Source organism: Halomicrococcus pelagicus (genome assembly GCF_051917725.1).
Taxonomy (GTDB): Archaea; Halobacteriota; Halobacteria; order Halobacteriales; family Haladaptataceae; genus Halomicrococcus.
This window is the reverse complement of sequence record NZ_JBQBLX010000006.1, coordinates 348,075-366,035: the sequence shown is the minus strand read 5'-3', so window position 1 is coordinate 366,035 and position 17,961 is coordinate 348,075. Positions and strand designations below refer to the sequence as shown.

General features: G+C 55.9%; 19 protein-coding genes. 7 read left to right on the top strand and 12 right to left on the bottom strand.

What is annotated here, in order from left to right:
• Window positions 1–99: 99 nt before the first annotated feature.
• The 3 genes from ACTF4R_RS17750 to ACTF4R_RS17740 form a co-directional block, all read right to left on the bottom strand.
• Window positions 100–597, bottom strand: coding sequence for a CBS domain-containing protein (locus tag ACTF4R_RS17750; RefSeq protein WP_440009251.1), 498 nt, complete (start codon window positions 595–597; stop codon window positions 100–102).
• Between the two features lie 184 nt (window positions 598–781).
• Window positions 782–970 (bottom strand): SHOCT domain-containing protein, encoded by a 189-nt coding sequence (locus tag ACTF4R_RS17745; protein ID WP_440009250.1) that lies wholly within the window; start codon window positions 968–970, stop codon window positions 782–784.
• Between the two features lie 27 nt (window positions 971–997).
• The gene (locus ACTF4R_RS17740) at window positions 998–1,144 is read right to left on the bottom strand and encodes a hypothetical protein (RefSeq protein WP_440009249.1); all 147 of its coding nucleotides are present in this window, start codon (window positions 1,142–1,144) and stop codon (window positions 998–1,000) included.
• A 186-nt stretch (window positions 1,145–1,330) separates the two neighbouring features.
• Here ACTF4R_RS17740 and ACTF4R_RS17735 point away from each other — a divergent pair, with 186 nt between their 5' ends.
• The 4 genes from ACTF4R_RS17735 (at window position 1,331) to ACTF4R_RS17720 (ending at window position 5,418) form a co-directional block, all read left to right on the top strand.
• Window positions 1,331–1,732, top strand: coding sequence for a DUF302 domain-containing protein (locus ACTF4R_RS17735; protein ID WP_440009323.1), 402 nt, complete (start codon window positions 1,331–1,333; stop codon window positions 1,730–1,732).
• Between the two features lie 413 nt (window positions 1,733–2,145).
• Window positions 2,146–3,003 carry a DUF7282 domain-containing protein gene (locus ACTF4R_RS17730; protein ID WP_440009246.1) on the top strand — a complete coding sequence of 286 codons (858 nt, stop codon included), beginning with the start codon at window positions 2,146–2,148 and terminating at the stop codon, window positions 3,001–3,003.
• A 238-nt stretch (window positions 3,004–3,241) separates the two neighbouring features.
• On the top strand, window positions 3,242–4,543 hold the full coding sequence (locus tag ACTF4R_RS17725; protein ID WP_440009245.1) for an MFS transporter: 1,302 nt from the start codon (window positions 3,242–3,244) through the stop codon (window positions 4,541–4,543).
• A complete protein-coding gene (locus tag ACTF4R_RS17720) occupies window positions 4,540–5,418 on the top strand; it encodes a DUF8173 domain-containing protein (RefSeq protein ID WP_440009243.1) in 879 nt (292 codons plus the stop codon). The genes ACTF4R_RS17725 and ACTF4R_RS17720 overlap by 4 nt, the downstream gene beginning before the upstream one ends.
• On the opposite strand, the gene ACTF4R_RS17715 is transcribed toward ACTF4R_RS17720, so the two are convergent.
• Window positions 5,398–5,865, bottom strand: a complete 468-nt coding sequence (locus ACTF4R_RS17715) for a hypothetical protein (RefSeq protein WP_440009241.1) — start codon at window positions 5,863–5,865, stop codon at window positions 5,398–5,400. The two genes, ACTF4R_RS17720 and ACTF4R_RS17715, sit on opposite strands and share 21 nt — an antisense overlap.
• Window positions 5,866–6,229: 364 nt before the next feature.
• Between ACTF4R_RS17715 and ACTF4R_RS17710 the strand changes: the two genes are divergently transcribed.
• Window positions 6,230–6,793 (top strand): hypothetical protein, encoded by a 564-nt coding sequence (locus tag ACTF4R_RS17710; protein WP_440009238.1) that lies wholly within the window; start codon window positions 6,230–6,232, stop codon window positions 6,791–6,793.
• 430 nt (window positions 6,794–7,223) lie between these two features.
• Here ACTF4R_RS17710 and ACTF4R_RS17705 read toward each other — a convergent pair whose 3' ends face one another.
• Window positions 7,224–8,990 carry a DUF4013 domain-containing protein gene (locus ACTF4R_RS17705; protein ID WP_440009236.1) on the bottom strand — a complete coding sequence of 589 codons (1,767 nt, stop codon included), beginning with the start codon at window positions 8,988–8,990 and terminating at the stop codon, window positions 7,224–7,226.
• A 1,577-nt stretch (window positions 8,991–10,567) separates the two neighbouring features.
• The gene (locus ACTF4R_RS17700) at window positions 10,568–10,954 is read right to left on the bottom strand and encodes a DUF8070 family membrane protein (RefSeq protein ID WP_440009234.1); all 387 of its coding nucleotides are present in this window, start codon (window positions 10,952–10,954) and stop codon (window positions 10,568–10,570) included.
• 64 nt (window positions 10,955–11,018) lie between these two features.
• Between ACTF4R_RS17700 and ACTF4R_RS17695 the strand changes: the two genes are divergently transcribed.
• Complete coding sequence (locus ACTF4R_RS17695) at window positions 11,019–11,249, top strand: phosphorylase family protein (protein WP_440009231.1); 231 nt, start codon at window positions 11,019–11,021, stop codon at window positions 11,247–11,249.
• Window positions 11,250–11,734: 485 nt separating this feature from the next.
• Here the strand turns inward: ACTF4R_RS17695 and ACTF4R_RS17690 are convergent, their stop codons facing one another.
• The 6 genes from ACTF4R_RS17690 to ACTF4R_RS17665 all read right to left on the bottom strand — a co-directional run bounded on the left by ACTF4R_RS17690 (window position 11,735) and on the right by ACTF4R_RS17665 (window position 17,717).
• A complete protein-coding gene (locus ACTF4R_RS17690) occupies window positions 11,735–12,235 on the bottom strand; it encodes an SRPBCC domain-containing protein (RefSeq protein WP_440009228.1) in 501 nt (166 codons plus the stop codon).
• On the bottom strand, window positions 12,232–12,570 hold the full coding sequence (locus tag ACTF4R_RS17685) for an ArsR/SmtB family transcription factor (RefSeq protein WP_440009227.1): 339 nt from the start codon (window positions 12,568–12,570) through the stop codon (window positions 12,232–12,234). The genes ACTF4R_RS17690 and ACTF4R_RS17685 overlap by 4 nt, the downstream gene beginning before the upstream one ends.
• A 720-nt stretch (window positions 12,571–13,290) precedes the next feature.
• On the bottom strand, window positions 13,291–13,476 hold the full coding sequence (locus ACTF4R_RS17680) for a hypothetical protein (protein WP_440009225.1): 186 nt from the start codon (window positions 13,474–13,476) through the stop codon (window positions 13,291–13,293).
• A 204-nt stretch (window positions 13,477–13,680) separates the two neighbouring features.
• Window positions 13,681–14,829: a DUF1214 domain-containing protein gene (locus ACTF4R_RS17675; protein WP_440009223.1), complete on the bottom strand. Its 1,149-nt coding sequence runs from the start codon at window positions 14,827–14,829 to the stop codon at window positions 13,681–13,683.
• Window positions 14,830–15,355: 526 nt separating this feature from the next.
• Window positions 15,356–16,789, bottom strand: a complete 1,434-nt coding sequence (locus ACTF4R_RS17670; RefSeq protein WP_440009321.1) for a cryptochrome/photolyase family protein — start codon at window positions 16,787–16,789, stop codon at window positions 15,356–15,358.
• Between the two features lie 691 nt (window positions 16,790–17,480).
• Window positions 17,481–17,717: a SprT-like domain-containing protein gene (locus ACTF4R_RS17665; protein WP_440009318.1), complete on the bottom strand. Its 237-nt coding sequence runs from the start codon at window positions 17,715–17,717 to the stop codon at window positions 17,481–17,483.
• On the opposite strand from ACTF4R_RS17665, the gene ACTF4R_RS17660 reads away from it, so the two are divergent.
• On the top strand, window positions 17,629–17,931 hold the full coding sequence (locus tag ACTF4R_RS17660; RefSeq protein ID WP_440009332.1) for a hypothetical protein: 303 nt from the start codon (window positions 17,629–17,631) through the stop codon (window positions 17,929–17,931). The two genes, ACTF4R_RS17665 and ACTF4R_RS17660, sit on opposite strands and share 89 nt — an antisense overlap.
• Window positions 17,932–17,961: the final 30 nt, after the last annotated feature.

The following is a 17,961-nucleotide window of genomic DNA, read 5'->3' as shown; positions in this document are numbered from 1 at the left end:
ATGGCCCAAGTAGCAGTCCAGAGGAATCCAAGGCCAATACGTAGCGCCTCGAAGACACCTGTCGCGACCGGTGTGAACATGGCTTTTCTGATCGGCTACTCAGCTCGACGGTGATTCTGCGCGGATGACTTCGGCGAGACTGTCGAGTTGCGCTGAAACATGCGTGCACTCTCCAGCGAGGTGTAACACAAGGTCGTCGAACGTGATGATACCGACGACACGGTCATCGGCGACGACCGGAATCCGGCGCACGTAGGTGTCGTTCATCGTTCGCAAGACGCGTTGGATTTTCGCGTCTGCTTCGACCGAGAGAGGGTCCGTCGTCATCACGTCCTGCGCAGTGAGTGTCTCCAAGGTGACGTCCTCCTGAGTGAGACTAGACGAACCATCTTGGGCAACAAGTTCGACGGCGATGTCGCGGTCAGTGACGACTCCGACGAGCGAACCGTCGTCGTCAGTAACGAGGACGCTGCCGACCGTTCGATCAAGCATTGTCTGAGCGGCTTCACTGACAGATGTATCCGGTGTGACGCTGACCACGTCCGTCCGAGCGAGTTGTCGGGCGGTCATGCCGAGGTCGGTACGTTCGGAGGCCATACCAGTGGACGTACGGCACTAGAATATAAAATACCATCTCCATTTGAAGCCCAGTAGGCTGATTTCACGCTAATAAACCGTACTGATTAGACCGTTACAGGTGAGCCGGGTCGCAACGCTGTCGATACGAGCCAAACCAACCTGAAATAACAAGAGGGCGCTATTTTCCGATTTGATAGGTGATCTAATTAACGTCGGTGTCGCTACGGCGGGAAAGTTTTGCCCGGAGCGTTTCGAACTCCTCGTCGTCGATCTCGCCACGGGCGTACCGTTCTCGAAGCGTCGCCACCGCGGAATCGGTCCGCTGTCTGGGCTCTTGACGGTTCACCATGAGGTAGATGAGCGCCAGTGGGATCGCGATGAGGAGAACCATCCAGAGGACTCCCCAGAGTCCCATCCATCAGGATCCGGCCATCCAGCCGTTGCCCCACATGTGGCCGCCGCCGGTCGGGTCGGCGAGGACTGTTCCGGTCGCGGTGGCGACGAGCGTCGTCGCGGTAGCGGCCAGCGTCACGATTCGCGTTTTCAGGTGTTGTGCAGGAGTCATGGAGAGTTCACCCTTCTATCTACTACTACGACGGCTGCTGGATTATATTGCTGCGCTCATTCTCGTCCTTTGAGAATGCCGTCTCGACGTATTGCATCCGTATCACCGCTTCAATATTGACAGGACAACGGAGTTATGATTGTGCCTTAAACACTATACTGATGGCGGATGAACCTGGGAGTAGCGATGGACTACACCATGACTCGCCGCGTCGACGGACCGTTTCAAGATATCGTCGATTCAACTATTGAAGCGCTGGAGGAGGAAGGATTCGGCGTCCTGAGCGATATCAATCTACAGGCAAAGCTCAAGGAGAAACTCGGTCTCGAAGGGTATCCGGAGTATCGTATCCTCGGCGCGTGCAACCCACCGCTGGCGGAGCAGGGGCTAGATGCCGAACGCGACCTCGGTACGCTTCTGCCGTGTAACGTCGTAATCTATGAGGACGACGACGGCGACGTGGTCGTCAGTGCTGTCGACCCCCAGACGCTGCTCGGCGTCGTCGACAACCCGGACCTGGACGGTATCGCTGGAGACGTTCGCGACCGATTCGATCGCGTGCTCGACGACGTCGCCGCCGAGTATTGACGTCGTTCTCTGCTCCACCTCGTTCCTTTTCGATACTGTAACGATTGCCCGACGAACACACTAGCCGGTCGAGACGGTGGTCGCGACCCTTGTCTTGACGTACATCTTCATATGACTCTCCAACGCGTTTGCCGGAGTCCGTCGATGAAACTGGTTATCGCTGGTGCGACGGGCGGGACGGGCCAGCGGGTGACCGGACAAGCACTTATCGCCGGTCAGGAGATTCGAGCGCTCATACGGTTACCAGGGAAGCTATCACGAAGCGCAGATATTACTGGCTTTCATTCTGTTCGGCGGAAATGTCGTTACTCTACATGGGCAAATATCATTAAGTACCTTTCCCACGTCACCTCGGTGTCTTCCGGGGGAAGAAAATGGGACCAATAACGACACTAAGACGGTGGACGATACTTGTGACGGTCGGACTACTCGTTACGAGCTCCGGGGTTGCTACTGCTGGGATCGCCACGAATGGAGTAACAGCGGACCAGCAACAGAACGCCCAGCCACAGGTCGTCTTCCAGGAACAGGCCACCAACGGAACGACCGTGACTGTTGCGTCTGCGACGCTGCCGAACGGCGGTTTCATCCTCGTTCACAACGAGAGCGGCGCAGTCGTCGGGCAATCGAACTATCTCGAACCAGGCACACACGAGAACGTCGAAATCGAACTGCGTGCAGGTGCTGTGTCCCGCTATTCGCAAATGCAGGAGATGATGCAGTTGTTGAACGAAACGCAGTCACAGAACGTGATGATGATGCAGCAGGCACAGCAGATGTCGCACGAGGATATGCAGCGCATCATGAACGAATCCGACGGCCATCACATGGGTGGCATGATGAACCAGACGCAGATGAGCCAGATGATGGCCCTCATGCTCCAGCAGATGCAGGATCGCCAACGGATGCGGACGCTGATGCAGGCGATGATGGCCGACGGGCAACACCAGACGCAGATGCAGCAGATGGCGCAACTGATGAACCAGACGAGTATGCGTCAACAACGGATGCTGATGCACGTCGCCGACGAGTCGACCGAACAGGGCCAGTTGCGCCACATGATGCGCCAGCAGATGCACGACTACGCGCAAATGCGTCAGTTGATGCAGCAGATGCAATCCCAAACACAACAGCAGCAGTCGACGCAGCCGCTGACGGCGATGATCCATACTGACGCTAACAGCAATCGGCAGCTCGAGTTCCCCGGCGTCGATAAGCCGTACACGCAGAACGGAAAGCCGGTCGCTGCCACCGCACGAGTGAAAGTCTAACGTGAACAGCCTCAGAATAGCATCTTGAGGCATTCTCCGTGATTTCTGTGGATAGACAACTGCCTTTCGCGGCGAGAGGCGTCTGGGAGGGTAGTTCACTCAAGTTCAGCGACCGAACTGAAGGTTTGGAAGAGGCCAAAGCGATAACCGGTGGCTGGTAGGAGTACCGAGAGCGAGTGATGGTATCCCCGTGCTTAATATTCCTGCATGTCCACGATACGGAGAGAATATCGATAGAATGCGCCTTTTAGAGCATCTACGTGACCGGCAGTGGTCGACGGTCTTCGGCTATCTGCTGTTCGTCGCGTTGATGGTCGCTGGCTATTACTACAACATCACCTTCGTCCAGCTGGGGCTAATCGACCTCGGAACACGGCTCGTCGGCATGTCAGAGACGGCGGTCTCGGCGTGGATGGCAGGCCTCGCGCTTTGTACGCTCACCGTCGCCGTCATGACTGGCGTGACGATGGACCGTCGCGGATGGAGTACGGACCTCAGAACGAAGCTTCGACTTCTGTTGGGTGTTGTCTTGGTCCAGTTTGCGCTTACGCTAATCGCGCCATCGATTCGGTCCATCCCTGCCTTCGGCGCATGGATCGTCGCCGCCTCGATCGGTCTCGGCGTCGGATTTCCCGTCTCATTCTCGCTCGCTATCGACCTCATCCCAGTTCCCGACAGGGGGTACGTCGCCGCGGCAATTACAGCGATTGCGTACTTCGCCGCGAACGCTTACCCACTCGCATGGTCGATCGACGTCTTCAGTCAGCTCATGGTCGCCGCGATGGTACCTGGTCTCCTTGTTCTCGCAGTGCTTGCGTCGGGGCGTGTCGACCGCATTGAGATGATACTAATGGACCTCGCTGACCAGCACCGCGATTTCGGTACCGGACGGTTCTGTCATCCCGAGCCGGTCCAAGCACGAAGCCTCGCCTTCGCTGTCCCAGTCACGTTGATGTTCGCCGTCTTCTTCATCGACAGTTTAGGTTTCCTACGGATCATCGACACACCGGCCCTGCTACTCACCTCGTGGCAATCACCTGAACTCTCGACGAGGCTGTTCATCGCCGTTGCGCACGTCGTCGGGGCGGTGATGGCTGGCGTCATCTACGCAAATTACCCCCTAGACCGGGTATTCCTCTGGACCTTCGCGTTGTTCGCGCTAACCCACGTGATGTACACCTCTGACCTCCGGCTTGCCGCCGTGTTTCCGACACTCGCCCAAGGCCAGACATCACCGCTCAACCCGGCTCTGTACGCCGTAGCGGTGAGCTTCTATACGACGCTGAACTTTGCATTGTGGCCTGATATCTCGACCTCTGGGACCGTTGGAACGCACTCGGCCATTGGAATCGGCGTCGCCGGCTGGCTCGCCACCTTCATGAGCACCGCCTTGGCTCTGTACTTTCAAGCCGCCGAACTGACGCTGCTCTCGCATCTAAATGTCGTCCAGGCCCTCTCGCTACTCTTGCTGTTCGGGCTCGTAGTCGGACTGTACGTACGTCGGATGGTTGTGATTACGAGGGAGGGGGATGCAGCGTGAGTCCAACCGAGGCTATCCCACTGTTGATTGTCGTGTTGCTCCTCGTGTCGATCGGCGGTGGAAACGCCGAACAGATGACTATCTCCTTCCAAGGCGAACACGGTCTTGATGCGATCAACGATGTCTATGTTGCCGCTGGTGGAACGACTACTGTTCCTGCCGGCGCTACCATCACTGGCGACATCTACGTCATCGGCGGGACCACGCGCGTCGAAGGCGAACTCAACGGCGACGTTACCGTGCTAGCTGGCAACCTCACAGTCATTGACGGCGCCACGATCACCGGGACGATACAGTCGATCTCTGGCGAATCGATGGTCGCCGACGGTGCGGCTGTTGGGCATCGATCAGCGTTCGAACCGCCGGCCCCCTCGAACTCACTCGCAAGACAGATCGGCGGGTTCCTGCTGCAGTTCCTCTTCGTCGGATTGGCAGGTTGGTGGCTTGCTCGGCGACGTCCGGTACTCCTCGACAACGTCGGCCACTCGATTACCGACCATCCACTCGTGAGCGGTGTGGTCGGCTCGCTCGCCGCCGCCACGTTGCTCGTCCTATTCGTCTACATGGCATTCACGCTCATCTTGATTCCACTGAGCGTCGTCGGCCTCGTTGGTGAACTGCTGATCGTCCTCTACGGTCAAGTCGTCTTCGGGCACCTGATCGGACGGCGACTTCCGATCGACCGCGCCGATGTCGCGACGGTCGCCGGAGTCGGCCTGTTCCTGCTTGGGATAGACATCCTCGGTGCCATACCCTATGTTGGCGTACTCGTCCAATTGGTATTGATTGTCGTGGGATTTGGCGCTGTCCTGAATACTTTCTTCGGACTCCAGCGGTTTGAGCCTGTTACGCTCTCAGAGAGTACAGAGCGATGACCGGGGATGAACTGTGCCAGACGGTCGTCGGTCGCGGAGGAGGTCATAGATGGTGACATCGCTATACCGACCGATGTCAAAACGTCTCTCGTCCCGGATGATCTTCCCGAGTTCGCCCTGTTCGTCTTCGACCTTCCCCTGAAGGTTCTCCGCACCGAGGACGCGTGCGGCCTTGCTGATGATGTCGTCATCGCTGCGAATCTCCTGCTTCGGCGCGACGAACAGTACTGTGTTCTGATAGGTGTGCCCCTCGAAGAAATCGTCCAGCTCACTGCGGAGCGCTCCGTTGGAGAGGTAGTCGAGCAGGACAGCGACCTGAACCTCCTTGGACTCCGGGATGTCCTCGTCGGGGTACACGTTGACGTCGCCGTCCCACGCGTTGTCACGGACGACATCGACGAGCTTCGCTTCGATGTCCTCGTGAATCAAAGCGTCCGTCGAGGACATCGCCAGCCTCTCGATCAGCGCCCCGCCGAGCTATCGGATCGTTCGGAGTGAAGGCAAAGCCGTTTTGCACGAACGGTTCCCAGACAATAATCATCCCTCCATTTCCCACTACAAAGACGCAGTCACGTTCGACGCGAACTGTTTCAATTGGCTCGCGCAGAATGACCGATTCAAGTACGAATACGAAACAGGCGATGTTGAGTACTACGGCACGTATGTCCGCGCCTACGTAGGCCACTGCGGCGATTGGGTCTAAATTCCGTCGTTCTATAACAAACCTTATTCTTGTGCCAACCCTAAACTAAGTATTGTATTCTAGAATGAAATTCGGAAGTGTTTAGTGAAAACCCATTGAACAGTCGCCATGCAGCGAAAAACCCGCTTAATTACCACCGCAGCCCTCCTCAGCGCCGCCCTCCTCACGGGTGGCCTCCTCGCTACTCAGCACTATAACACCCAACAGAACAATACACCGACCCCGACCACACCCTCAGACACCCTCCCACTCGTCGTTTCCTCATCAGGCACCGACTGCCTCAACGATACCGTCGAACAGAACGGCGGCTGGATACACATCGTCGCTGACGGTGAGCAGTCAGACCTCACCTATAACATGACGATCGCCCACGGCCAGAACGAAAGTATCGATACGCAGAAGAGTCTGAAACTCACGAAAGTAAGAGACGGCGTCTATGCACTCCGAATCACGACCCAGCAGCAACCGTCAGACGCTCGCCAGTCAAAGACCCTCACTCACTCAGGGTGTAAAACCGGGACAGAAATCACAGGCGCTGGTGAGCTCCCCAATAGCTGGGAGACACTTCGCGTGACCGTGAACGGGACCCCCATCCGGACAGTCCACAACGAAGGCACAATGCCACAACTCCGCCGGCTTCCGAATCCAATCAACACCACACAGACGGCCTGAAACACACACATGGACTCGATTTTTGATAGGGAGTCAGTGATGGTGGTCAGAAGGGTATCGGTGGAACTATCCGAGTACTGACTCCCTGGTTCCAGGGCCGCTGCCGCGGGTGTTAGTGTGGACGTGACGATTAGCACTGAGAAAACGATTGCGAGGAGTCGTTGTGTCCGTAGATTCATCAGTCCAGTATTCTAACCTTCATGTTAGGATTATATAACTGCGGTAGAAGCGACATCAGCGTCACGAATCCGAGACTCCCCGCAAAGCGGGTGAGGTAAAGGGGATAGAACTCTCGTCGACTGCTCACCAATCGCCACCTCGTTCACGTTGTCGTCGATTGTTTTCTCGCATGCGTATCGTAAAACTGGCAGCCTCAAAGACGGCCAAACTCGACTACGTTACAATGATGTCGGGGGCTAAAAGACACTTATTATTTGTTGAGTCCATGTTTGACTCCGTACCCTATTTTCAGATATGATTCAATTACAAGAAAGAATATTGGCATAGATGTTATAAATAATAAGAAACTGCTTTGGAGGCCAAGATTCGAAGGTACTTCTAATAGTGAAAACCCTTTAAAAGAGATGATGGGGACAGTATCCGACTTTTCTGCCCTAACTGGAGCCACTCGCCACCAATTCCATACTTGGAAGAGAAATGCAATAAGCAACCAATAGAAGGCTGCAATCAGCCAGTTACTGAAGTATACACGACTCATGCTTACTTTCTTTATTTCTATTGGTGCACGATAGACTGGAATATCTGTATCGGATACATAGATACACAATATGATTGGGAGAAAATACCAGAGAGTGACATACGAAAGAAGGACAGGTAGTAGAAACATCCACCAATGGTCTACGAGAACAGCTGGAACAGTCCTATTAACAATTGGAACATAAGATCCCACCATATCTTGGAGATCAAACCAGAAAAAAGAGTAGAGATCACGAGCCATGGTCGGTGCATCAATTGGCGATCCAATCGTGAATGTTGCAGTTGTAATCAGATCGCCGAAATCTATCTGCTCGCCAGGGCGAAATTCGATCGACAAATCTTCAATTGAAGATGGAGTATATAAAGTGAGAAACCCTAGGAAGAACGCAGATAGAAATCCAAATACTGACCAGACGCCAAATACGATTGATCCGTCCCTTAGGATTCGTCTCCAGTTTTTGAATGTTGGTAGTTGGTCTTCGTCTTTAAGCACTGTTCGAAGGAGTTGAGCGATATAGCCGCTAAGAAACAGTGCGGACGGCAGGCTGTGAAATACTGTAAGAACAACACCAATCAGGAATGTTCGAGAAACTCTGTCGCTTTTTTGCACCAACTGAGTGAATCTGTTACTTGCTAAATATTCCATCCCGATGTCGCCTACTGTTCGTTCTGTATCGTGTGCTCGTGATTGTCCGAGAATGATGTACCCCATCGACAACATTATGAAGCTTAAAAATCCACGAAGAAATTCAATCGACTCCCTGAGAAGACCGATAAGAACCGGCTGAGTTGAAGATTCTAATAGACCGGTATGGGACCAGAGTGTTATGGTACTAAGCAACCAAAATAGCATGAAGAGTACCCAATGCTTGGCATAATATTCGCGTTCCAGTATATTCTTTATTTCTGAAAAGTCGAACCCTGCGCGGAGAGAATTCTCTTCAGAAAAGGCAATCATCGCTGCAGGAGCGATATACATACCTATCAAGAACAAGAGCGCCTTCGGAGAGACGATGCTCGAAAAGGCAATTGATTCTCGTAGCGCTGTTTCTCCTGTATTTGTGATATTTGCTAGTAATTGGAATTGACTTGCGCCAGCTAATGAGCTGAAAAGAGCGAGAAATAATTCTGCGCTCTGCCTATTTGATGTGCTAGCTGGGAGACTACCCACTAATGCTATCGCCAAGTATGTAAACCATATTATGTAGGATTTGGCTCCAATACTGAGAAGCTGCGGCCAATTCGTAAACGACGGCTCTTCAGGATTAGCTGCCGAAATTCCCGACGTATTTTGCAAAATCCGGATATAGATTCCCATTACAAACACAGAGGGAAGCACCAGCCAAATCCCATACCCCCATAGCAAACCACCTAACAATACTGTAGTAGTGAGCTCAGGAAGAGACCGAAAATACCCATACGCTGAACGAATAGCCTCAACGCCTCGACTTTCAGTAACTATGCGTACTGGATTACTCACCCATCTCTCCCTCCCCACAACGCTCCACCGCAAACTACATCAAAGTGGACGATTGTTCTCTCCATCAAGCCAAAATACCGTACAAGCTCGCTTCAACCGCTATAATTGACTGACACGGAATTGCCGTACACCGTGTGGGTCGTGTTCAGCCGCCTCTTCACGGGGTCGCACAAGTCAGCGAACTGCAACCCATCAAATAGCCAGTCGAGAGTGTGAATTGCGTGACTGCAGATTCAATCTAATAGTTCGCCATTAAACTTGTCGACACCCATCACATACGACCGATATAACCAATACAGGATAGCGACCCCGAAACCGACCGTCACAGCCGTTACAACCACTCCCATACCCCAAATTGGAAATGAGGTCACATAAACATTTACTTCCTTTCACACCGCACATTGAGCAAACCCGTCGAGCCCATTACAGACTCTAGATTGAATAAAGAAACCGTATTACCAACTACTGTAAAATATACCCCTCGCTACCCTTCACCTCCGCCAGATTTGCTGAACACCGAGCCATAACCGGAGCTATTCCGCTTGAGTACATATTAATCTAAGGAATTTCGAAATGTCAGGGCTTGTCCCGATTTGTATAAACTTGACTTTTCGGTTCAGCGACTTCCCATATTCAGTTTATCATATCCCACCTGAATCCGCGGTATGCACGCCTGGGACCACCTCTGTTAGATACATACCACAAACTGAACAGCCACAGCCCTTTGCCTATCTGGCGGGATGGCCCGTGGGCGAGATCTAAATGGTTGTGAAGCCACTGATGACCCGCAGAAGACCGCTCGCAAGTGTCCCTCGTTTCTCCGCACGTCATTCGACGAAAAGCCATTATCCTCACGTCCGACGGACTAGGACGTCGCTACTTCGACGGGGATCTCCTCGGGCATGAGAGAGACGCACTCCTCAGCAGCCATCATTACTCCTCGAGTGCGCCAATCGGAACTGCGGTCAAGTTCCCCCGCGTCTTCAGATAGAATTAGAGGGCACGGTCGAGCGCCTTGCTCTTGGGAACGAACCCCGACAGGACTCAGCTAGCAGCGAAACCAGGCACAACAACACATCCAGGGACACAACAGCGACGACACCCAGAGGATTCAATCAGGGCACCACAGAATCATCATCTCATCTAGCTCTCCCCGGGCTTCCTTTGCGCTAGCCATGCCCGGCACTCATCGCGAGCGCGCCTATTGGACTGTGAGAACAAACGGGTTGGTAGGGCTCATACGTATGTCTCATTCACAAGCGTCAGTATGGCTGGTGCTCGAATTCAAGTCTCGAAAGGAAACACCGCGAGGTCGTCCGTCGTATCTATCCCTTATCGCCAGAACCACTTAAAGCGAAGTTAGCCTCATTTCAAGTCTCCCGGTTGACTGTCACCCAGGGCGTCACCGGTCACACCGAGGGGACAGGCCGTCTCAGCACGGTCGGCTGTCCCATCGATCGTTGTACAACCGCGGTCGGCAGACAGAGAGTACCGGTATGGTTCGATCGGATGAATGAGCGGTGAACATCGCTCACAATAGTTGCAGTCTCTATAGTTGCTGAAAAAGCGGCTGCCATTCAAAAAGTATAGAATGAGGATAGCTGTCCTGTAATAACGATGAACGCCATTCCAAGAATTCCGAATACAATCAGGCCAATTGCGTAGAAGAAGAATTTGAGGTCAGACTCCAGTGTCGTTGGGGTCTGATTTTCGTCGGCTGGGTCAACGGTTGTACCTGTCACGCCTGTTGGATCTTCATTCGCCACAACAGCAGCCCCCGTTCGAACGTCCCCGGACCCATTCAGCGAGTACACTACAAGTAAAACCCCAATCAGAACAGGACTAAAGAGAAGCGCCAACGAGCGGACGGTCGTCGCAGCGGCGACAACAATGGCAACGGTGACGCTACCATATCCAAGGCTATAGCGGAGGCCACACCGACGAATGAGCGACCAATTTACCATAATAACAAAACATATTATTCAACAATAAATCTGGCTGTGGACGGGGTAGAGTCTATACATAGAATTGCAACGGCAACCAGCTACAGCGGGGATCGACGCTCACAATGGGGCGACGCAGACGACTGACGCGTTCTATCGAGAGACGACTGCCGGAATCAATTACTATACCGCAGACGACGTCCTGACCATAGAGATGAAAATTGCAAGCCTCTTTACGATCGCTCAGTATCGAGACATTATGCCTGGTGCTATTTTCACTCCCTTTCTCGCCTGGCCCGGGCTTCCTTTGCGCTAGCCATGTCCGATACCCGTCGCAAGTATGCCTGTTGGACTATTGTGAGAACAGACGGATAGTGAGGATTCATACCGACGTCTCGTTCACATGCGTCGGCATAGCTGGTGCTCGAATTCAGTCTCGAGAGAAACACCGCGTGGATCGTCCGTCGTATCTATCCCTTATCGCCAGAACCACTTAAAACGAAGTCAGATTCAACAGCAATAGTCGACGGCGATCGGAGGAACACGGGACGGTCGCCGAAGAAAACACGAGGGAGCGTTCGGTCGGAGACATGCCGAGACGGCTATTTATACACGCGGTCAGGAACGAGAGAGGAGGGGGCTGTATTGAAACCCTCAAGCGGTGATCGGTTTCAGATCTCGTGCTGAATAGAGGGCGCATATACAGCAGTTCCAGGTGTACTAAAGGAAGAGACTGAGAGTCAGAATTCTCCAGAAGATGAGCTGCGGATGGTCAGGCTGTCTCGGTTGTCTCTCCGTCAGTCATGCTCCTTTCACCAGCCCCGCGAGCTGCCCGAGCGAGTCGGTCCACCCGGCATGGGAGTCCTCGGGCGGGATAGCCTGGGGGATCCCCTCCTGGCGGACGGTAATCTCAGTTCCCTCGGGGACCTCCTCGAAGGTGACTGTTACCGTCATTTCGCCTGCCATCGCCGGGTCGTCGGTCTCGAACGCGTCGGTGTGGACGATGCGCTTGCCAGGGACGAGCTCCCGGTAGGTGCCGCCAAATGTCGAGCCGTACTCGGCGAACTCCTCGGTCTCTCCCGTGAATGTCATGCGGAAAGTACCACCCTCCTCGGGTTCGAACTGGTGGACCTCGGCCGAAAATCCCGTCGGCGGGAGCCACTGGACCAGCTCGTCCGGGTCGAGGAACGCCTCGTAGACCCGCCTGGGCGGCGCCTCGATGACGCGGCTCACGGTCATGGTCTGCTCGTTGGTCCGATTGTTGCGCTGCTGTCCATCGTCACCGTTGCCGTTTGTTGTCATTGGTCTTCTTCCTCCAGGTGGATAGCCAACGCGTCGAACCTGTCCTCCCAGAAAACACGGTACCGTGTCAGCCAGCCGAAAGCCGCACTGAGTGGCGCGGCGGTAAGGTGGCAGCGGCGAACGCGACCGTCTTTTTCGATCTCGATGAGGCCCGCGTCCTCAAGCATGTGTAGGTGCTTGGACACGGCCGCCAGTGAGACGTCGTGGGGCTCGGCTAGCTCGCCGACGCTCTCCGGCCCGTCGGCTACCTGTTCGAGGATGTCCCGACGGATTGGGTGCGCCAACGCCTGGAATATCGCGTCGAGATCCGGGTCGTCCGACGATTGTTCAACCATCCGGTTTAATGAACGCCGGGTGAATACTTAGCTCTTTAGTTAAATATCGTTTCTGTGTCGTCTAGCCGTTGCTCATGACCGTAACAACATGCTCACGACGAGCGCTACGATGGTATCCGCGGTATCCGAAGCCGATAGCGAGCGTGAAGACCGTCGTGCAGAATACATCCTCTGTAGTCAGCACACGATTCTTATATGATCTAGAGAGTTTCAACAGATCCAGTAGGGGATAAAGCGTTAGACAAGACTCAGCAGTTGGAGAACGACCGTCACGATGCTGATAGCGAGCAAGAGAACCGCCGTCCAGAAGAACCCTGGGTCCGGCAGTCTCCCCTCACGGGAGGGCTTTTCCTCAGATCGCCCGTAACAATCCGCCTCTCCGACAGACGCAATTCGACATAAGACCCAGTACCGGACCGATCTGGAACGTTGGCGGGATCAAACAGACGAAAGTAGCAGGCCACTAACTCCGGGACCTCATACCCAAACAGACGAAACGTATCTTCTCCGCTCGTGTCCGAGTCCATCATGTCCACCGTATTTCTCAAAGCTAGGAATAAAACCATCGACAAGGCCGTTTACGGCATTCTTCGCAATCCTCAACGTTGAACTAATCAGAGCAGCGACCCCACGTATGGCGCAACCACGTCCCATTTTCTGTCTTGCCCTGCTCGTCGTTCTCGCCGGCTGCCTCGGCGGGTTTGGACTTGGCGACAATACTCAGACCACCACGACGACCGCAACCGAGACAGCGACGCCCGACCCACCAGCGACGGCCACAGAGCCAACAGCAACGACGACCACGACGATCAGGACGACAACGACCGCGACAACGACGACGACCCCAAGCACGAGCACGACGACATCGGCCACGTCGACAACAACGACCTCGGTCGCCCGGAACACGTTGGCCCATATTGATGCTCCTGCCGACAGAGATCGCTTCAAAGCACGCGTTGTCGAGGTACGTGGGCCAGCGACGATCTCACGAGTGGATGCAAAGCGCGTCGTGGAAGCAGGAAGCCCCGGGGCTTGACCCCGGGGTGTGTTCACGACATCGTGGTGAAGGAATCGCGAGCGGACTGAACGGCTGCTAGCCGTCCGCTCACCTCACTCGATCGGTTCGGCTTCGGGAAATTGATAGTTCCTATTGATAATCGGCTCGCGTGGGTCGTAGAACCGGAAAAGATAGCGCCATCCCTCCGGGGTGTAGAGGAAGTTCTTCTGGGCGGGGTCGCCACCGAAGTGGATCGTGATACTGCCGTCAGCGTTCCGGTCGGCGGTCACGTTGCTCACAGTGTAGGCATCGTATTTGTTCTTTACAAAGGACAGGCGACTGTTGTAGACGCTGATCGACCAGAACCCGTCGACCGGGACGTCCTCGACGGTGAGTGTGTATGGCGTGTCGCCGTCATTCTGGTCGGGAGTCCGTTGGAGGATTACTGCTTCCGACGGTTCCGGGACGCCAGTCCACCCTGACGCACTGGAGATGAAAAATTTCACAGGGTCGACCTGGCCGACGTCACCGAATGCGTCCGACCAGTTGTCTATCGTGTAATAGAGTGTTCTGAGCGCGTCGTCGATCTGTTTGAGTGATTGCTGATCCCAGTTGGGAATCTCGAACGACCCAGGCGACGATTGCACCACGTCGATCTGATCTTGGAGTTGCCGGACTTGTTTCACATCGGCCGGGTCGTCAGCGTCGACGAACGTGCGGAACACGATACCAGCATATTGCGTGCCGATCTGATCCTGCGTCAATGTGTACGTGCCAGGTTCGGTGACGCTCAGCTTCACATATTGATCCTCATTCTGTACATTCATCGACTGATATCGGTCACCGGTGTCTGGTTTCGTGATAGTGACGGGCTCGGTCAGATCGAAGACTCCGAGTGAGTAGAGTGAGTCACGTTGCTCCCCGATGCCCAACTCACTCTTTGCACCGATGGGAGAAAGATCTCCGACATGATAGAACTGTCCGAATCCGCCCTTGCTGACGATTGACTGAAATGAAGCATGACAGTAGGCACGTGGGAAGTTCGCCCATGTCACTGGGACACCATCGGTATTGTCCGTCGTCTGTTGCTCGGCTTGGTTGGTAGTCTGTGTCGGTGTGTCTTGGTGAGCGCCAGCACTACCGACGCCCATCGCGAGTAACCCGGCGAGCCCTGCTCCTTGAAGCGCGGTTCGGCGGGTTGCCTGCAGCGGGTTGGAATCCGATTCTGCGTCAGCCGTCGTATCGTGTGTCTCGTTATTCATGAGTAGTGTCTCGCCTCGTTTTCTCTTCCGCGGTGCCGACAGCACTCCCCACCCAATTCCTACTCTCGTACGACAATCCCCTATAAAGAGATGATGGCAGTAAAACATAAATTTCTTATATAATGGTGGAAGCAATTTTGGATTTTTCATACTAGTGATTGCTCTGGCTCTCACGTCGGCTTCGGTAGGGCCTCTACATTGAAGTCGACGTAGTACTCAACGATACCCTTCTACAGGCGGAGCAGGCCGAGTGCCTCGGAGCTTGACCCTGGGGCGTGTTCACCGTGCTCACGTGTTCTTAGGCTGGAACTGCTCACCGTACTGTTGTTCAAGGCACCCCAAGCGTGCAATCAGCCTTCGATTTGGAGTAGACGGGTCGCTACATTCGAGATGTCCGGAATCTGAGAGCCTCAATTCCGTTGTGTTCGGCCTGACATTGAAATTTCGTCGCTTCGGTATCCCCGCCCCCGAAAACCAGCCCCGCCGTGTCCTTATGCTCCTGACGGCGCCGCTTCTCTCGTCTCCGTCAGCCGTCGCCGTGTGCGGCCTCGAACGCCGCGATTGCGCGTTTACGGCGCTCGCCGTGGTCGACGATGGGATCGGGGTAGTCGGGCGCGATAGCGGCGCGCTCCTCGTCGTCCAGCGCGGGCCACTCGTGGATGGCGTCGGTTGGCGCGTCCCGGAGTTCGGGGACGTACTCCCGGACGTACTCGCCGTCGGGGTCGTACTTTTCACCCTGGGACGCTGGGTTGAAGACGCGAAAGTACGGCGGGGCGTCCGTTCCTGTCGAGGCAGCCCACTGCCAGCCGCCGGCGCCGTTCGCGGTGTCATGGTCCGCAAGCTTTCGACGATACCAGTCGTACCCCTCGCGCCAGTCTATCAGCAGGTCCTTCGTGAGGAACGCGGCGGCCACCATCCGGACGCGGTTGTGAATCCACCCCTCGTCGCGCAATTGCCGCATCCCGGCGTCGACGAGCGGGTAACCGGTCTCACCGTCCTTCCATGCCCGGAGCCCCTCAGGATCATCGCGCCACTGAATTTCGTTCGGGAACTCGCGATAGTTCTCGGTAACTATGTCGGGGCGCGCGTCGAGGACGTGCGCGTAGAACTCCCGCCAGGCGAGCATTCGCCGGAACGCCTCAACCGACTCCCGGGCGTCCCCGTCGCTCGCGGTAGCCGCCGCGTCCTCAGTGGCTTTCCAGACCGTCCGGACGCCGACTGTCCCGAACTTCAGGTGCGGCGAGAGGCGCGAGGTCGCTTCCCGAGCGGGATAGTCACGGTCGTCCCCGTAGCGGTAGATAGTGCCCTCACGAAAGTCGGCGAGTAGGTCGTAGGCAACGTCAGTGCCCGCTGGCTGCACGTCGGCTTCGGGTTCGTCGAAGCCGAGGTCGGCGAGTGACGGGAGCGGGCCGGCGGCATCGGAGGCTTCGCCGAGCCACTCCTCGTCAAGGCTGTCGCGGGGGTCGACAACGTCACCGCGACCGGGCGCGGCGACGGGGGCGGGCTTCTCCCGGTGGCGCCACTGCCGCCAGAAGTACGAGAAGACGGCGTAGTGGCTCCCGTCGTTCGGCTTGATGCTCGCTGGTTCGTGGAGGAGGATACCGTCGAACTGCTCGACGCTGACGCCGGCGTCGGTGAGCGCCGCCGCGACCGCACGGTCGCGTTCGGCCGCCAGTCCGGAGTAGTCGCGGTTCCAGGTGACGGCGTCGGCGTCGCAGGCCGCGGCGAGATTGGGAAGCACCGCGCTTGGGTCGCCGCGGGCGAGGAGCAGTTCACCGCCGCGCTCGCGGTACTGCTCGCGCAATGAGTCGAGCGCATCGAGCAGGAACGACACCACGGGCGGCGCGCCGTAGGCGAGTATCGCGGGATCGTGGACGAACACCGGAAGTACGCGGTCGTCGCCCGCCAGCGCCGGGTTGTCGGTTACACGAAGGTCACGGCGGTGCCAGTGGAGTTGTATACCGGAGTCTTGGCGGGCGCTGGCGCCACCGCCCATCGCGAGAAAGCCGGCGAGACCCGCCCCGCGAAGCGCAGTGCGGCGGGTTGCCCGTAGCGGTTCGGAGTCCGATTTTGCGTCAGCTCGCGTGTCGTGTGTCTCGTTGGTCATAGTTGGTCCCTGTTTTTCTCTTGCACGGTGCTCACAGCACTGCTCCCGTCCAGCTCGCACTCTCGTACGACAACCACCTATAAAGAAATGCTGCTAGTAAAACATAATTTACTGACGTACTGATGGTGGGAATTGTTAAACGACTAATTCACCCCTTCCGAGAGCGGTTCTCTCAGCACTGAACAACCCAACCTCCTTCTATTCGAGAGCATTGGCCTGCTTCTTTCGCGCTTTCTATTCAGCACGGTACCGTCGAATTATATTTGACCAGCAGCGATTTTGACGCGTAGTGCATGCCCACACGGATGGACGACCATCAACGCGGAACCTCGAACAGTTGTCGCTGTGACTACCGCCTTGCAGTGCGGACAGCGGTCGCCGGTCATTGCCTAGGTCCCGCTTCGACGCGCAGATTCCCGCCGCAGTCGCTACACTGGTAGTCCTCGGGGTTGCAGACCGTCTTCGAGCGACGATACCGCCCGAGACGCTGGCCACAATCCCCGCAGACCAACCACCATTTAGGAGAGGTAAATCGCTCGCAGTGCTAGGCGATATTAAGCGGGTCCGTCCAGCGGACGAACGTCTCACCGTGGTCCGCCTCGTCAAACCGCCGGTATTGCCAGGCGTGGACGAGTTCGTGTCGAAACGTCTTGCTGAATTGTGTCCAGCCGAATTCTTGGTAAGCGTCCCAGGTGAGCCGGATCGTGGCCGCTTCGGTGTCTGGGTTGTCTTCGGTGACGCCGGCCTGTCGCTGCGCCCGCTGGAAGACCTCCCAGTCGATCGCTGTGAAGGGGGAACTCGGGGAAGTGCTCGGCAGCGACGTCGGCCGCGTGCGTTCGGGCCCGGTCGAGCAGAGCCGCCTGCGTCGTCGGGACGCTATCGGCGGCGTCGCAGTCGTCGATGCTGTCGGTGAGCGTGCGCTGTTCGGCGACGTCAGGAAGCGTCTGTTGAAAATCATAAAAATGGGGGGAAATGTAGTTAGCAGCAGTTGGTGAGCGCGTCTTTGTCGGTGGTTTCCGTTCCGC

Excerpts from the sequence above, each read along its gene's own strand:
- ACTF4R_RS17750 (WP_440009251.1), bottom strand. The coding sequence starts at position 597 with ATGGCCTCCGAACGTACCGACCTCGGCATGACCGCCCGACAACTCGCT.
- ACTF4R_RS17745 (WP_440009250.1), bottom strand. The coding sequence starts at position 970 with ATGGTTCTCCTCATCGCGATCCCACTGGCGCTCATCTACCTCATGGTG.
- ACTF4R_RS17740 (WP_440009249.1), bottom strand. The coding sequence starts at position 1,144 with ATGACTCCTGCACAACACCTGAAAACGCGAATCGTGACGCTGGCCGCT.
- ACTF4R_RS17735 (WP_440009323.1), top strand. The coding sequence starts at position 1,331 with ATGGACTACACCATGACTCGCCGCGTCGACGGACCGTTTCAAGATATC.
- ACTF4R_RS17725 (WP_440009245.1), top strand. The coding sequence starts at position 3,242 with ATGCGCCTTTTAGAGCATCTACGTGACCGGCAGTGGTCGACGGTCTTC.
- ACTF4R_RS17715 (WP_440009241.1), bottom strand. The coding sequence starts at position 5,865 with ATGTCCTCGACGGACGCTTTGATTCACGAGGACATCGAAGCGAAGCTC.
- ACTF4R_RS17710 (WP_440009238.1), top strand. The coding sequence starts at position 6,230 with ATGCAGCGAAAAACCCGCTTAATTACCACCGCAGCCCTCCTCAGCGCC.
- ACTF4R_RS17700 (WP_440009234.1), bottom strand. The coding sequence starts at position 10,954 with ATGGTAAATTGGTCGCTCATTCGTCGGTGTGGCCTCCGCTATAGCCTT.
- ACTF4R_RS17690 (WP_440009228.1), bottom strand. The coding sequence starts at position 12,235 with ATGACAACAAACGGCAACGGTGACGATGGACAGCAGCGCAACAATCGG.
- ACTF4R_RS17685 (WP_440009227.1), bottom strand. The coding sequence starts at position 12,570 with ATGGTTGAACAATCGTCGGACGACCCGGATCTCGACGCGATATTCCAG.
- ACTF4R_RS17675 (WP_440009223.1), bottom strand. The coding sequence starts at position 14,829 with ATGAATAACGAGACACACGATACGACGGCTGACGCAGAATCGGATTCC.